Raw genomic sequence first — 17,610 nt, 5'->3', positions numbered from 1 at the left:
TGTGAATTAAACTTGAGAAAAAGAGCATGTATTTAAGAAAGTCACTCTATGCTGCTGTACTGTTTGGATTATCAGTTCCTGTTTTTGCTCAGGGGATTGTTTTAAATAATGAAGAGTTACGCGCAGATTTAAATTGGTTAAATCAGCAAGGCGTTATTCAAATTAGTACCTCAACATGGCCAATGAGTGGTGATGAAATACATCGCGCTTTATCTACTGCAAAAGCGACGACATCTATACAGCAAAAAGTATTACAAAGCTTACAAAATAAATTGACTGCCGAAAATGCATTATTAAAAGCAGAATTGTTTGCAGAGTCCGATAAAAATACTTTACCACAAAATTTTGGAGATCATCAAAAAGCGCAATATCAAGGTGCACTTGAACTGAACGTTGGTGGCGAAAATTGGGATGGTCGTTTACGTGTAAATGCTGAAGATAAACAGCAAATTAATAACGATCAAGATGTAAATGTGGAAGGCTCATACATTGCCGGGAAGCTTTGGAACCAATGGTTAATTGCAGGTCAGATTCCGACTTATTGGGGGCCTGGTCATGATGGTAGTTTAATCCGTGGTGATGCGAGTCGTCCTGTGTATGGTTTTACTGCACAGCGTGCACAACAGAATGCTTTTGAAACACCATGGCTATCATGGATCGGCCCTTGGCAGTATCAAGCTATTGCAGGTCGATTAGATGACTATGCCGCGGTTCCAGATACGAATTTAATTGGTTTTAGACTTACAGCACAGCCATTACCATATCTTGAGTTAGGGGCTTCACGTACTTTCCAAATTGATGGGGAAGGACAACCAGGAAGTGCGAAGGCGTATTGGAATGCATTTATTGGCAAAGATAATGAATGTACAGATACGGGTTGTACAGGTGAAGGAAATCCTTCCAATCAATTGGCTGGTTTTGATGCGCGTTTGAATTTACAACCATTATTACAAGTACCAGCTAGTCTGTATGGCCAATATGTAGGTGAGGATGAAGCAGGTGGTTTGCCTGCAAAAAGCATGTATCTTGCTGGGGTTGATTATTCTTCAAGTGTGAAAAATATGCCTTATCAACTGTATACTGAATGGGTTGATACTCGAACCAATGGTGATGCTAAAGGCATATCTTATAATCACCACATCTATACAGATGGCTACTATCAACATGGCTATCCACTTGGTCATGCCTTAGGTGGTGATGCTCAAATGGTTTCAGTGGGTGGAAATATACGTATTGATCCACTAAACCGTCTAAATGGTCGTGTACTTTTTGCAAAAGTTTCTGAAACAGAACGTGCTGCTTTGAACAACGCAGCATTTCCAGAAAAAGATGAATTGAAAGCTCTAGACTTAACTTGGACACATTATTTACGTCCAGATATGCCATTAAAAATTAACGGTTGGGTAAGTGATTCAGATTTAAATGGTAATGATGGTGGAGCGTCAATTGGAATTGAACTACCATTAGATAAACGTTTATTTCATTACTAATTTATAGTCGTTTTTAAAATGATGTATTAATTGAAAAGTCCGCTTATAGCGGACTTTTTGATATTGGTTATTGCCAATTTTTAGACAAAAAAATACGCAATGATTGGGGTGTTCATTGCGTATAACAACGAATCTGTTTTCACAGGTTCGGTAAAGGAGAAATGTTATGAATTTAGGTATTCCTAAAACATAAATAGATAATAGAGTGAACGGTCAGTCATTTCATTGGTGTTCACGTTAAGTGATGTTACCTAACGTTAAAACTAAGGAGATTTTGTGAATACCTTCACAAAAAGTGCTTATAAAAAAGCCCTTCATATTGGAAAGGCTTAATTTTATAGAATTTTTTAAATTTAGAAGTGGAAAACACCCAGTCCAGATTTAATTTCATCTAACGTTTGTTGGGTAATATCACGGCATTTATCAGTACCGGTTTTTAAAATATCCATGATGTAGTCAGGATCTTTTTGCAATTCTAAACGGCGTTCACGGATCGGACCGATCAGCTCTTTTAGCACGCCTTCAAGACGCTTTTTCACAGTACCATCGCCTAAGCCACCACGACGATAGTGTTCTTTCAGGTCTGCAACAGCTTCTTTATCTGGATCGAATGCATCAAGGTAAGTAAATACGACGTTACCTTCCACTTGACCTGGATCTTCAATACGTAAATGATTTGGATCGGTATACATTGCATTAACAGCTTTCTTGATATCTTTATCAGTCGCGTCAAGCACAATAGTATTGCCCAAAGATTTAGACATTTTTGCTTTGCCATCAAAACCTGGTAAGCGACCTACATTAGAAAGTAAAGCTTTACATTCAGGAAGTACGTCACGACCAATTTGACGGTTTAAACGACGAACAATTTCATTGGTTTGTTCAATCATTGGAATTTGGTCTTCACCCACTGGAACGACAGATGCTTTAAACGCAGTAATATCGGCAGCTTGAGCCACTGGATAGCATAAGAAACCTGCAGGAATGTCGCGCTCAAATCCACGCATTTGAATCTCAGATTTGATAGTTGGATTACGCTCTAAGCGAGAAACCGTCACAAAGTTCAAATACAACATGGTCAATTCATTCAATGCTGGTAAGCATGATTGAACGCAAATCGTGGTTTTGGTTGGGTCAATTCCTACAGCAAGATAATCGGTTGCAACTTCAATAATATTGCGACGAACTTTTTCGAAGTTATCGGCATTATCAGTTAAGGCTTGAGCATCAGCTAAAAGGAGATGTTGATGATGCGAATCTTGTAAACCTACACGTGAACGTAAAGAACCTACAAAATGACCTAAATGTAATTGTCCAGTCGGACGGTCGCCAGTCAAAATCACTGGACGATTATCTTGAGTACTCATTATCTGTTCCAAAGTGGTAGTCAAAGCTACGGCTGATTTTCAAAGAATGTCCCCATTGTACGGCATTCTATTTTTGATTGTTACTGACACAGCACAATTGACTGAAAAATGGGTGAATATTTTGTTAATTATTAAAAAACTAAATACAATTTTAGCGTTAAATAGAATTAGAATATTAAAAAATGCCTAAAGGATAAAAATAATGGCGAGTAGCTTATTAATCTTACTTGATGATATTGCAACTGTGCTGGATGACGTTGCTGTCATGAGTAAGATGGCAGCCAAAAAAACAGCGGGTGTCCTTGGAGATGATTTAGCACTGAATGCGCAACAAGTCAGTGGTGTCCGTTCGGATCGTGAACTTCCAGTTGTTTGGTCTGTGGCCAAGGGTTCTTTTGTTAATAAATTAATTTTAGTTCCGGCTGCTTTATTGATCAGTGTGGTTGCACCTTGGCTGATTACACCGCTTTTGATGATTGGTGGTTTGTTTTTGTGCTATGAGGGTGTGGAAAAAGTCCTGCATAGTTTGCATCATAAAAAAGCCAAAACAGAAGAAGTTGCTCGTGAAGAGATGACCCATATTGAAACGGATTTGGTGACTTTTGAAAAAGAAAAAGTCAAAGGTGCCATCCGGACCGATTTTATTTTATCTGCTGAAATTGTGGTGATTTCATTGGGTACGGTTGCAACTGCGGCATTTGGGACTAAGGTCATGGTGCTTTCGGTGATTGCAATTATAATGACCGTTGGTGTTTATGGTTTTGTCGCGATGATTGTCAAAATTGATGACTTAGGACTTTACCTCACTCAACAAACATCACAATTCAAAAAGACCATTGGACAAGGTTTGTTGGCATTTGCACCTAAGTTGATGAAGACATTAACCATTGTAGGTACGATTGCCATGTTTTTAGTGGGTGGTGGCATCATTACCCATGGTGTGCCTTTACTACACCATTTTATTGAAGGCTCTGTGGATTATGCAGAACATATTCCTACAGTTGGCAGTATTGTGGGTGCATTAACACCGACTTTAATTAATTTAGTGACAGGTTTTATTGCAGGTTTAATCGTGCTGTGCGTCGTATCTTTAATCCAAAAAGTATGGCCGAAGTCGCAAAAGGATTAATCTGTAAACGCACGGATATCAACTATTTTATATAAGGAAGATCACTATGCGCTGGAAAGGTCGAAGAGTTAGTTCAAACGTAGAAGACCGTCGCGGTGGTGGCGGTGCAAAAGCGGGTGGTATCAGTATTCTCGGTTTGGTTGTGGCATTTGTTGCGTGGAAATTTTTTGGTGTAGACCCGCAGCAAGCTTATCAGGCGACCAAACAAGTGACTTCACAGGGTCAAACTGCTGAAGTCAAAGGTCTGGATAATCCAACACCTGAACAACAAGAAGCGATGGATTTTGTTGGAACGGTTTTGGCCGATACGGAAGATACGTGGAATAAAGTCTTCCAAGAACAGTTAAATGCCCAGTATAAACCGCCTAAATTGGTCATGTTTAATGGTGTGGTCAACTCGGGTTGTGGTACAGCACAAGCTGCGATGGGGCCGTTTTATTGCCCAGCAGATCAAAAGGTCTATATTGATACTGCATTCTTTAAAGATATGCGTACGCAAATGGGCATCACGGGTGAACAAAATCAAACTGAATTGAGCCGTCAAGATCAGGCGGGTGATTTTGCGCAAGCCTATGTGGTTGCCCATGAAGTTGGACATCATATCCAAACGATTTTAGGCATTTCTGAGCAAGTTCAGCAGGCGCGTGCGCAAGCGTCTAAAGCTGAAGGTAATCGTTATTCGGTCATGCAAGAACTACAAGCAGACTGCTTTGCGGGTATTTGGGCGCATCATAATCAACAGCGTACCCAATTTTTAGAGCAGGGTGATGTAGAAGAAGCGATGGACGCTGCACATAAGATTGGTGATGACTATTTACAGAAAAGTGCAACTGGGCAAGTGGTCCCAGATAGCTTCACGCACGGAACCAGTGAGCAACGTATGAAATGGTTCCAGACAGGGTTGAAATCAGGCAATATCAATAGCTGTGATACCTTTAACCAAGCCATTTAAAACAAAAAAAAGGAGGATGTAAACATCCTCTTTTTTTCATTGAAAAATAGATTGAAGCTTATTTGTTGAGAAAGGATTTGAAGTTTCGAATAATACGATAGCTGACATACAATGCGGCAAATGCAAATAAAGCCACGCCAAAAACAGTATATTTAAGGCCTGAAATATCGTTTTGATAGAACTGTTTTAATTGGGCATCGCTATAGCGTAATTGTTGTTTTTGTCCAGTGCGGCTATTGGTGAAACTCACATTTTGGATATATTGAAATTGTCCGATTTTCAGTAAATCGAGGTGTTGAATTTGTCGGGTGTGTTGCTGATTAAATTCATCGAGACAAATATCTTGTGCATAGTTTTCACAATTCATTTTGGCAAGATAACCATTATTCGCCAGCATGATAAATATCGCACGATCGGGTGATTCATTATTGGAGACCAAAACCAATTGTTCTTTGGGCGTTGAATCCAGTGAGATGGTTTTTGCCTGACTAAAATAGTGCTCAGCACGTAAAATTTCCTGTGTCTTGCTATAGCAAGTGAGGATCAGGGCCGCCGTAATGATAAAAATCACCGCAGCGAAAAAGAGTCGAAAAACAGTTTTAATAGTCTGATGCATAGGAGAAATCATGTAGATGATGAAAATGCATAAAATCTATGCAGGCTCGCTATGTTAAATGATCTTGATAAAAGATGTGAAAAAAACTGAATTGATACACGGAATTTAGATAAAATTCGTTAAAATATTTTATTTTCAAATACTAAATAATTTAGTATTTATTTTCAAAATACCTATATCTCACTCTGTAGGCGACACAGCACCAAAATTGGGAACGAAATGGGAAATTATTTTTTTCTACAGGTTTTTACCGTTATTTTTGCACTTTCGATTGCAACCACGATTTTTAATAAACGTATCTTGGGCTTTCCACAAGCCATAGGTGTTCCCATTGTTTCTGCAATTTTTGTCTTTATTTTGCAATGGGGCGCAAGTCTGCTCAATGGCAATCAATTTGTGACGATTAATTTGCACAATATTGAAGAGGCCGTTCGCCATATCGACTTTTATGACTTTTTAATTAATGGCGTGATTTGTTTTATTTTGACCTCATCTGCCTTGAAATTTAAAGTTTCAGATTTACGTTTGCATTGGAAACCAATCAGTATTTTGGCCAGTATTGCCTTGGTGCTTTGTGCGGTATTTTTTGGTGTTGCCCTGTATGGTTATCAGTTCTTAATTGGTCATCATGTTGATTTATTGGTGTTATTGTTATTAGGTGCAGCTCTAGGTGCGACCGACCCGATTGGGGTTAAAGGTGTACTAAGTTCGGTGCGTGCACCACATCATTTGATGGTGAAATTAGAAGGCGAATCGCTCTTTAATGATGCCATGTGTATTGCCGTGTTTATGACCTTACTCAATGTCTTGCAAGGTGAACATTTTACTGTCATTGGTACGCTTGAAACACTGTTATATGAAATTGTTGTTGCAGTCATTATTGGTTGGGCATTTGGTTTAGGGATTTTACGTTTACTCCGCGGTAAACATGAAATGGAATCCTTGATTTTAACCACAGCTTTATTGGCAAGTGGTTCTTATCTAGTCGCTTTATTCGCACATGCATCAGCACCAATTGCATGCGTCATTGGTGGTTTGATTGTTGGGAATAAGTGGAAAGAAATCCTTCAGGATCGTGAAATTCGGGAAGTCAATCATTTCTGGCATACCGTGGAAGGGATCATCAACTCCTTCTTATTTACCCTGATCGGTCTTGAATTATTTATCTTAGATTTAAGTATCAGCTTGATTTTAGGCGGTATGGTGGCGTTTATTATTTTGCATGCATCGCGCTTTGCAGCAAACTATTTATCCTTCGCATTTTTCCCGAGTTTCCGCAAAAAAAGCTATAACGGTAGTCTTGCGATTTTATCGTGGGGTGGGGTTCGTGGAGGCATTTCATTGGCCTTAATCCTTGCAGTTGCCAATATTCCTGAACTTAGTGAATACAGTAGTATTTTGATTGGATATACATTTATCGCAGTATTAATGTCGGGCCTCGTGTGTGGACTAGGTTTACCTGCTGTGATGAATGCTTTTTATTACAATCCGAATGAAGAAACCAAAGGCTTCAAAGGTTGGTACCAAAGAATGTGCCATAAAATGAATAAAAAGGGCTTCCAATATATTGTGGGTGAAGATATCCATGGTAATGAAACGATTACGGTTTATAACCCAGAAGCGTTAATAGATACCAAAGCGGATGATGGTGTAGCTGCGGTGCATAACCCAGAAAAAGTACAAGAAGTTCGTCGTTTGGAGAACCCCGAAAACTTCTAAAACTGATTTGTTTGACTTAAAAAAGGAAATGCGAGGGCATTTCCTTTTTTATTTCTAGTTGTGTTCCATCATGAAACATCAAAATGTGGGAATTTATGACTGGTCATTCATCGGTATTATTGTGACTTGCATCACATAAATAAGTGTTTGTTATTACTTGTATAAAGATGGATCTAAAATCTGAGCCTATTGATAAAAATAATACAATATTCAAGCAATTGTGCAAAATAAATACAAAGCGTGATATAACGCACACAATTAAAAATTCGTTTTTAATGAGTTGTAATTAAAGAAATTATTAAGTACCAACAATTCATTACAAAACTAAAAAACATAAAAACGGCCCTAATACAAATAAATGAGGTTTTACCTATGCCGCAAATTTCTGTCATTTCTAAAGAAAGTCATAAAGTTTTGGATCAAGTTGAATCCAATCAAGTGGGGCTTATAGAAAATTCTGTCATCGTCGTCAAAATCCCGAAAGAGGATGTTGCTTCAATTACAAAGAATGGTGCTGACGCAATAATCACCTTAAAAAATGGGGAAGTGATTACTGTACAAAACTATTTTAGTGAGGCGACACCAGATAATAGTTTGGTGTTTGAGGATGAAGACGGCACATTGTATTGGGCAAAATTTACAACAGCAAATGGTGATATTGCGGATGTTATTCAGTATCAGCCTTTAGATGAAATTGAACCGCTGCTTTATAACGATTCTTTGACGGGTGTAATTTTACCTTGGATTGCGGGAGCTGGTGGCGCTGGTTTATTGGGTGCAGCTATTGGTGGTGGATCTGATTCTTCTGGTGGTTCTAAGGATACGACTAAACCGGACGCGCCTAAAGATGTGGTGATCACCGATGATGGTGAACATGTCACAGGTAAAGGTGAGCCGGGTACTACGGTAGAGGTGAAAGATCAAGATGGCAAAGTCATTGGCACAGGCACAGTGGATTCATCAGGGAACTTTGATGTTGAACTTAAAGATCCATTAACCAATGGTGAAACTGTTGATGTGACTGTGACAGATAATGCAGGCAATGAGTCAGAACCGACAGAAGCGACTGCAAAAGATACGACCAAGCCCGATGCACCTAATGCAACATTAAATGCAGATGGAACGGTAGTAACGGGTAAAACTGAGCCGGGTGCAAAAGTTGAAGTTCGTGATGAAAATGGCAAATTAATTGGTTCAGGTACTGCAAATAGTTTAGGTGAGTTTGAAATCCCTGTATCGCCTGCAGTGACCGATGGTGAAACAGCCCAAGTGACAGCAAAAGATGCAGCTGGAAATACTTCTGATCCAACTACAGTGACAGGTGGTAAAGATACGACCAAACCTGAAGCGCCTACAGATGTGGTGATCACCGATGATGGTGAACATGTCACAGGTAATGGTGAGCCGGGTACTAAGGTAGAAGTAAAAGATCAAGATGGCAAAGTCATTGGCACAGGTAAAGTGGATTCATCAGGTAATTTTGATGTTGAACTTAAAGATCCTTTAACCAATGGTGAAACTGTTGAAGTCACTGTGACAGACAAAGCAGGTAATGTGTCAGAACCGACGGAAGCTACTGCAAAAGACACGACCAAGCCCGATGCACCTAATGCAACATTAAATGCAGATGGCACGGTAGTAACGGGTAAAACTGAGCCGGGTGCAAAAGTTGAAGTGCGCGATGAAAATGGCAAATTAATTGGTTCAGGAACTGCAAACAGTCTCGGTGAATTTGAAATCCCTGTATTGCCTGCAGTGACTGATGGTGAAACTGCCAAAGTGACAGCAAAGGATGCAGCAGGAAATACCTCTGATCCAACTACCGTAACAGGTGGTAAAGATACTTTAAAACCAGCATCGCCTGACGCAACATTAAATGCAGACGGCACAGTAGTAACGGGTAAAACTGAGCCGGATGCAAAAGTTGAAGTCCGTGATGAAAATGGCAAATTAATTGGTTCAGGAACAGCAAACAGTCTCGGTGAGTTTGAAATTCCTGTATCACCAGCAGTGACTGATGGTGAAACTGCCAAAGTGACAGCAAAAGATGCAGCAGGAAATACTTCTGATCCAACTACCGTAACCGGTGGTAAAGATACTTTAAAACCAGCATCGCCTGACGCAACTTTAAATGAAGACGGCACGGCAGTAACGGGTAAAACTGAGCCGGGTGCAAAAGTTGAAGTTCGTGATGAAAATGGCAAATTAATTGGTTCAGGAACAGCAAACAGTCTAGGTGAGTTTGAAATCTCTGTATCACCTGCAGTAACCGATGGTGAAACTGCCCAAGTGACAGCAAAGGATGCAGCAGGAAATACCTCTGATCCAACTACCGTAACAGGTGGTAAAGACACGACCAAACCTGACGCACCTAAAGATGTGGTCATAACAGATGATGGTGAACATGTCACAGGTAAAGGTGAGCCGGGTACTACGGTAGAAGTGAAAGATCAAGATGGCAAAGTCATTGGCACGGGTACAGTGGATTCATCAGGTAATTTTGATGTTGAACTTAAAGATCCATTAACCAATGGTGAAACTGTTGATGTCACAGTGACAGATAAATCAGGCAATAAGTCAGAACCTACAGAAGCTACGGCAAAAGACACGACCAAACCTGATGCGCCTAATGCAACTTTAAATGAAGACGGCACGACAGTAACGGGTAAAACTGAGCCGGGTACAAAAGTTGAAGTGCGCGATGAAAATGGCAAATTAATTGGTTCAGGAAATGCAAATAGTCTAGGTGAATTTGAAATCACGGTATCACCAGCAGTGACCGATGGTGAAACTGCAAAAGTGACGGCTAAAGATGCAGCAGGAAATACCTCTGATCCAACTACCGTAACCGGTGGTAAAGATACTTTAAAACCAGCATCACCTGACGCAACATTAAATGCAGACGGCACAGCTGTAACGGGTAAAACTGAGCCGGGTGCAAAAGTTGAAGTTCGTGATGAAAATGGCAAATTAATTGGTTCAGGTACTGCAAATAGTTTAGGTGAGTTTGAAATCCCTGTATCGCCTGCAGTGACCGATGGTGAAACAGCCCAAGTGACAGCAAAAGATGCAGCAGGCAATACTTCTGATCCAACTACCGTGATTGGTGCAAAAGATACGATTAATCCTGAAATATCTATTGAAGATACAACTTTAACTCAGGATTCAATGCCTTCATTTAAAGGTAAAACAGAAGCTGGCACTGACGTTAGCGTTGTAATTAGAGATAGTAAAGGCGAAATTGTTAATCAAGGAAAGGCTGAGGTCATCGGTGATCAGTGGAGTTATCGTGCTGATAAAACCCTGATTGATGGAGAATACTCGGTTGAGGCCATTGCTACAGATGCTGCTGGTAATACAGGTCGTGCCACAGACACATCATTTACAATAGATGCTACAGCACCAATTGTCACGATTGACGATTTTAAAGAACCTAATTTTACCGGTACAGTGAATGAAGATGCGAATATTCAAATCCAAGTACAAGATTCAAATGGCAAGGATATTGCTGGCACGACAACGGTAAAAGATGGTACTTGGACATTTACTCCAGATTCACCTGTTGCCGAAGCTGATTATACAGTGACTGTGACCGCAACAGATGCTGCTGGTAATCAACAGACAGAAACGGGAACGGTTAATACCACTTTACCGACGGTTGATATTGACGATTTATTTGGTACATCGAATTTTGCTGCAGCATTTTCTCGTGTCAGCACATTAAGCGTGCCTACAAACGTTCCGCAGACTAATCAAACGAAGCCAACATTCTCTGGAACTTCAACCAAAAGTGTAGAAGTGACGGTTTACCTGCGTGATGCCAATAATAAAGTTATCGATTCAGGACTAGCGAAACTCGACACCGCTACAGGTAAATGGACCTACACGCCAGCGAATGAATTGCTCGAAGGCTATTATGTACTTGAAGCTGTATCAAAAGATGCAGCCGGTAACATTAGTAGCCCAGCATCTAAAACCTTCGTGATTGATATCACTGATCCAGTAATTGAAATCCAAAATGCAGTACTCACCAATGATGTAACTCCTGATGTAAAAGGCAAAACTGAAATTGGTTCTACCGTGACGGTTACAGTTAAAAAGCCGAACGGAGATGTTGTCGAGACTGGCACCGCGACAGTTGATGCGAAAGGTGATTGGAGCTATAGCGTTAAGGCAAATTTAACGGATGGTGCATACCAAGTTACTGCAAATGCAAAAGACAAAGCTGGCAACATCAGTGATGATGTGAAGACCCAAGTGACTGTTGATAGTTCAGCACCAAAAGCAACGATTACGATTGCCGACAATGGCGATGTGAAAATCAGCTTCAGTGAAAAAGTCGTTGGCTTTGATGCAGACGATGTTCAAATTACTGGCGGCAAACTCAAAGACTTGGCACAACAAGCCGATGGCAGTTGGACTGCTAAAGTCGTGGCGAATGGCAACGATGGTAGTGTTGCGACCGTTAAACTCGATATTGCTGCAGGCAGTTACAGCGATGCAGCAGGCAATGCTGGTCAATCCGCGACAGCATCACACAGCGTAGCAAGTATCGATAGCACAGCACCAAAAGCAACAATTACGATTGCTGATAATGGTGATGTGAAGATCAGCTTCAGTGAAAAAGTCGTTGGCTTTGATGCAGACGACATACAGGTCACTGGTGGCAAACTCAAAGACTTAGCACAACAAGCCGATGGCAGTTGGGCTGCTAAAGTCGTGGCGAATGGCAACGATGGCAGTGAAGCAACCGTGAAACTCGATATTGCTGCAGGCAGTTATAGCGATGCGGCAGGCAATGCAGGTCAAGCCGCGACAGCTTCACATAGCGTGGCAAGTGTCGATAGCACAGCACCAACAGCAACAATTACGATTGCGGATAATGGTGATGTGAAGATCAGCTTCAGTGAAAAAGTCGTTGGCTTTGATGCAGACGATGTACAGGTTACTGGTGGCAAACTCATAGACTTAGCACAACAAGCCGATGGTAGTTGGACTGCTAAAGTCGTGGCGAATGGCACAGATGGTAGTGCTGCGACCGTTAAACTCGATATTGCGGCAGGCAGTTATAGTGATGCGGCAGGCAATGCCGGTCAATCCGCGACAGCATCACACAGCGTAGCAAGTATCGATAGCACAGCACCAAAAGCAACGATTACGATTGCCGACAATGGCGATGTGAAGATCAGCTTTAGTGAAAAAGTCGTTGGCTTTGATGCAGACGATGTGCAGGTCACTGGCGGTAAACTCAACGACTTGGCACAACAAGCCGATGGCAGTTGGACTGCTAAAGTCGTGGCGAATGGCGACGATGGCAGTGCTGCGACCGTGAAACTCGATATTGCGGCAGGCAGTTATAGTGATGCGGCAGGCAATGCTGGTCAAGCAGCAACAGCTTCGCACAGCGTGGCAAGTATCGATAGCACAGCACCAACAGCAACAATTACGATTGCCGACAATGGTGATGTGAAAATCAGCTTTAGTGAAAAAGTCATTGGCTTTGATGCAGACGATGTACAGGTTACTGGTGGCAAACTCAACGACTTAGCACAACAAACCGATGGTAGTTGGACTGCTAAAGTCGTGGCGAATGGCAACGATGGTAGTGCAGCGACCGTTAAACTGGATATTGCTGCAGGTAGCTATAGCGATGCGGCAGGCAATGCCGGCCAAGCAGCAACAGCTTCACATAGCGTGGCAAGTGTCGATAGCACAGCACCGACCATTACTATCGATGATCTAATCATTACAAATGATCAAACACCAACGATCAGTGGAGAAACTGAGCCGGGTGCATCGGTCTATGTATATATTAAAGACTTTGCAGGCGTGGTGAAATTTGAAGGACAAGCAAGTGTATTTGCAGACGGCGCATGGACATTTACACCTCCTCGTAATTTAGATGATGGTGAATATAAGGCTGTTGCGATTGCAATGGACAAAGCAGGTAACACAGCTGAAGCAAATGACGGATTTGAAATCGATACGACTCCGCCAACTGTTGATATTGATGATTTTGATTTCTTTGCAGCTCCAGCAGTGGCTCCACTCGCTACATTTGCTATGCGAGCGACGACGTTATCTACACCGTCAATTCCACAGACCAACAACAATAAACAGACTTTCTCGGGCACATCGAGCAAGAGTACTGAAGTTCAGATCAATATTTATGATGCTGAAAATAAATTATTGGATTCAGGCTTAGCGAAACTTGATACGGCAACAGGTAAGTGGACTTATACACCATCGGTTGCTTTACCAGAGGGATTATTAACCTTAGAAGCTATATCGAAAGATATCGCTGGTAATATCAGTGCGCCGTCAACGAAACAATTTATTGTCGATACCATTCCACCACTTATTGAAATTCATGATGTCGATGTTATTACAGATCCATCTCCAAGTTTTAGTGGAAAAACTGAAAAAGGTGTAACTGTTACCGTCAATGTGAAAGATCAACTTGGAAATGTTGTTGAAACAGGACAGGCACTTGTTGATGCTCAAGGCAACTGGAGTTACCAAGCAACATCAAACCTGACAAATGGTCTCTATCATATTGAGGCGATTGCGAAAGATGCGGCTGGTAATTCAAGTCAAAAAGCAACGACAAGTACGACAATTGATAGCACTGCTGATGTCAGCATTGACGTTCAGGCAAATGCCGATGGTTCTGCAACGGTAACAGGTAAAACTGAACCGGGTGCAAGCGTTGAAATCACTACGCCAGACGGTCAAACCTATCCTGCTAGCGTGGATGCCAATGGTCAGTTTATAGCAACGATTCCATCACCTGCTTCTGAAGGTACATATACCGCAACAGCCACTGATCAAGCCGGAAATCAAGGTTCTGCAACGGCAGATCTAGATGACCAAATTGCACCACAGATCGCTGATCTAGAAGTTGATGCAAATACCGATGGTTCTGCAACGGTGACAGGTAAAACTGAACCGGGTGCAAGCGTTGAAATCACTACGCCAGACGGTCAAACCTATCCTGCTAGCGTGGATGCCAATGGTCAATTCACAGCAACGATTCCATCACCTGCTGCAGAAGGTACATATACTGCAATAGCAACAGATCAAGCCGGAAATCAAGGTTCTGCAACAGCAGATCTAGATGACCAAGTTGCACCGCAGATTGCTGATCTAGAAGTTCAGGCAAATGCCGATGGTTCTGCAACGGTAACAGGTAAAACTGAACCGGTTGCAAGCGTTAAAATCACTACGCCAGACGGTCAAACCTATCCTGCAACTGTTGATGCCAACGGTCAGTTTACAGCAACGATTCCAACGCCTGCTGCAGAAGGTACCTATACCGCAACGGCAACCGATCAAGCAGGAAATCAAGGTTCTGCAACAGCAGAGCTAGATGACCAAGTTGCACCGCAGATCGATGATTTTAAAGTCACATCAAATCCAGATGGCTCTGCAACCATTACAGGTAAAACTGAATCAGGTGCGAAAGTTTCTATAACTGATCCACAAGGCAAAGATATAGATGTCACTGTCGATGCTAATGGTCATTTCATCGCACAAGTTCCGGCAACAGCAGCAGAAGGCACATATACAGCGACTGCTACAGATCAAGCAGGGAATCAAGGTTATGCATCAGATGATTTAATGGATGCAACTATGCCGGTAATTCCAACTGCGGAAGTGAACCAAAAAGATGGCTCTACTGTCTTTGGTAAAGCTCAACCGGGTTCTGAAGTGACGGTATATGCCTCTGATGCGAAGCAAAAGCTTGGGACGGCTGTAGCCGATGCTAATGGGACATATAGCGTTCAACTTCAGCCAGCTTTGGTGGATGGTGAGCAAGTAAAAGTCACGGCGAAAGATGCAGGCGGTGAATCAGCAGCAATCACAGCGCAAGCCCCAGATCTATTTGCCCCTGATGCGCCGACAGCGAAAGTCAATGCAACAGGTTCTGCTGTGGAAGGTGTGACAGAAGCTTTTGCCATTGTTACCGTTTACGGTGGTAGCAAAGGCACAACCCCATTGGGTACAGCGACTGCGGATGCCAATGGTCATTATCAAATTGCACTTGTACCTGCACTTGTGGATGGCGAGCAAGTGAAAGTGACAGCAAAAGATGCAGGTGGCGAATCTTTAGCTACACCAGCATTGGCGCCAGACTTGTACGCACCAGCAACACCATTTGCAGCTTTAGATAGTCAAGGTGCTGTGGTCACAGGTCATGCTGAAGCGGGTTCGGATATCACTGTGTATGCTGCAGATGCTAAAACCATTCTAGGCACCGCAATTGCTGATCTTGAAGGCAATTTCAAAGTTGTCTTACAGCCAGCAGTGACAGATGGTCAGCACATTTTAGTGACTGCGAAAGATGATGGTGGGGAGTCTGCACCTCAAGAATTAATCGCGCCAACGGTTAGCATTCACGCGGCGGATAATTTGGTTAATGCCAACATCAACTTTGAATATCCAGTTGAAGAAGTCCGTACCAATAAACTATTCAACGTTTTTGATCTGATTAATATTGGTTCAAAAGTACACACAGGTTACTTCTCCATCGGGGATCAAGAAGTTGGTGAGGCAACGATCAGTGTACATACAGGTTCATTGATCAACCTGTTTGATAAAGCGGAAATGCGACTATTTGTGAAAAATGCCGATGGTAGCTGGAAGCTGATCGCGTCGAATAAGGACTATGGTTTATTAGATTTTATCGGCATCTTTGGCGAAGAAACGGCTGTACGCGCGAAAAACTTACAATCTGGCGAATATAAGTTTGAGTTTGTCGGTGGTTCAGCAATTGGTCTTGCAACATCGGTCAGTGCAAATCTATCGTTAAAAGTGTTTGATACTTCAGTAGAACCAGAAGTGAGTCATGTAGAAGAAGCCAAAGGCAATGTCATCACAGATCATGATGCACTTTATGGTCAAGATACTGTTCCTGCAGGTTCAATCGTCAATAGTATCAATGGCCAATTGATCAATGGTACGACCATAATCAAAGGGAACTATGGCACATTGACCATTCATCAAGATGGCTCGTATATCTATAAACCGAAAGCTGATGTCACAGCGATTGGTAAGGCAGAAGTGTTTAGCTATTCCGTAGTTGATCCAGTTTCGGGCAAAGCAAGTAGTGCTGACCTGATAATTCACATTGGAACGCAAAGCGATTTGGCATTGAACTGGAATGCAGCAGAGCCAAAAGATCATGCTAGTACAGTTGTTGCTACCAACAATGTTGACATGATTGGTTTTGATGCATCGAATACCGTATCTACAGGTAATTCAAGTTCAATTAGCTACAGTTGGTCGATTGGATTTGGTGGGACGAAAGCAGGTTCGACCAAAATTACCGTTGCAGATGGTACGGTAGAGAACATCAAAGTTGACTTTGGTTCTTCACAACTGGTTTCATTACTGGGTAATACCACGATTAATGTCTACGATGAAAAAGGTAAATTGGTTGCGACTTCGGGTGCTTCAACAGTTGTTGATGTTATTGGTCTACTACCAAATGGTAATTCTGTCACGGTCACTGGATTGAAAGCAGGAACCTATACGATTCAAGCCGTAACCAATAAAGGCATAAGCTTGGGCGGCAGTGTATCGGCGGTCATTTCACGGAGCATTATTGACCTTGATAGCTTTACCGTAAAATCTGCTGCGAATGCTGCAACTAAAGGCAATTTATTAACCGATAATGATGGATTTGGTGTTGATACTGTCGCTTCGAAATATACAGATTTGTATGTGTCTAATGATGGTGGCTTAACCTTTACCCAAGTGAGTTCTACGGGTACAACCATTACGGCGAAATATGGCGAAATGGTGGTGAAATCAGATGGTAGTTACACCTATACCCTTAAAGATACGAATCTTACCTCAGGTGCAGCAGAACAGTTTACGTATAAACTGGTTGCGCCAAATGGTGATATTTCAGCGGCAACCTTGACCATTAAAGCAGGTGTGAACTTCACAGGAAGTGTTGGTAACGATGAAATCACCAGCACTGCGGGCAATGATCAATTCACCACCAAAGCGGGCATTGATACGGTTATTTATAAAGTATTGGATCAAGCCGATGCTACGGGCGGTAATGGGCATGATACTTGGAATGACTTTAATGCGTCTGAAGGCGATAAAGTGAATATCAAAGCCTTGTTACAAGGTCAAAATGTCAATCAGTCGAATATTGATCAGTTTGTTTCGGTGAAATCTGATGGCAAGGGCAACACTGTGATCAGTATTGATCGTGATGGAACAGGGTCTAAATTTGGTGATAAAGTTGAATTACTCACTTTGAAAAATACCGATGTGACTTTGCAAGACTTAATCGATCACAACCAATTACTGTACTAATC

7 protein-coding genes are annotated in these 17,610 nt (G+C 41.9%); 5 read left to right on the top strand and 2 right to left on the bottom strand.

What is annotated here, in order from left to right; all coding sequences use genetic code 11:
* Window positions 1–26: 26 nt before the first annotated feature.
* On the top strand, window positions 27–1,490 hold the full coding sequence (locus B1202_RS07380; RefSeq protein ID WP_078189927.1) for a capsule assembly Wzi family protein: 1,464 nt from the start codon (window positions 27–29) through the stop codon (window positions 1,488–1,490).
* A 353-nt stretch (window positions 1,491–1,843) separates the two neighbouring features.
* Here B1202_RS07380 and trpS read toward each other — a convergent pair whose 3' ends face one another.
* The gene (gene trpS, locus B1202_RS07375) at window positions 1,844–2,857 is read right to left on the bottom strand and encodes a tryptophan--tRNA ligase (RefSeq protein WP_078189926.1); all 1,014 of its coding nucleotides are present in this window, start codon (window positions 2,855–2,857) and stop codon (window positions 1,844–1,846) included.
* Window positions 2,858–3,059: 202 nt separating this feature from the next.
* Between trpS and B1202_RS07370 the strand changes: the two genes are divergently transcribed.
* Both B1202_RS07370 and B1202_RS07365 read left to right on the top strand, forming a co-directional pair.
* Window positions 3,060–3,986: a DUF808 domain-containing protein gene (locus B1202_RS07370; protein WP_078189925.1), complete on the top strand. Its 927-nt coding sequence runs from the start codon at window positions 3,060–3,062 to the stop codon at window positions 3,984–3,986.
* A gap of 46 nt (window positions 3,987–4,032) precedes the next feature.
* Window positions 4,033–4,938, top strand: coding sequence for a neutral zinc metallopeptidase (locus tag B1202_RS07365; RefSeq protein WP_078189924.1), 906 nt, complete (start codon window positions 4,033–4,035; stop codon window positions 4,936–4,938).
* A 58-nt stretch (window positions 4,939–4,996) separates the two neighbouring features.
* Here the strand turns inward: B1202_RS07365 and B1202_RS07360 are convergent, their stop codons facing one another.
* A complete protein-coding gene (locus tag B1202_RS07360) occupies window positions 4,997–5,554 on the bottom strand; it encodes a hypothetical protein (RefSeq protein WP_078189923.1) in 558 nt (185 codons plus the stop codon).
* 219 nt (window positions 5,555–5,773) lie between these two features.
* On the opposite strand from B1202_RS07360, the gene B1202_RS07355 reads away from it, so the two are divergent.
* Complete coding sequence (locus B1202_RS07355; protein WP_078189922.1) at window positions 5,774–7,273, top strand: cation:proton antiporter; 1,500 nt, start codon at window positions 5,774–5,776, stop codon at window positions 7,271–7,273.
* Window positions 7,274–7,645: 372 nt separating this feature from the next.
* Entirely contained in the window at window positions 7,646–17,608 is a 9,963-nt protein-coding gene (locus B1202_RS07350; protein WP_078189921.1) for a BapA/Bap/LapF family large adhesin, read from the top strand.
* Window positions 17,609–17,610: the final 2 nt, after the last annotated feature.

This window comes from Acinetobacter amyesii (assembly GCF_002018365.1).
Lineage (GTDB): Bacteria > Pseudomonadota > Gammaproteobacteria > Pseudomonadales > Moraxellaceae > Acinetobacter > Acinetobacter amyesii.
This window is presented reverse-complemented; position numbering and strand designations above follow the sequence as displayed.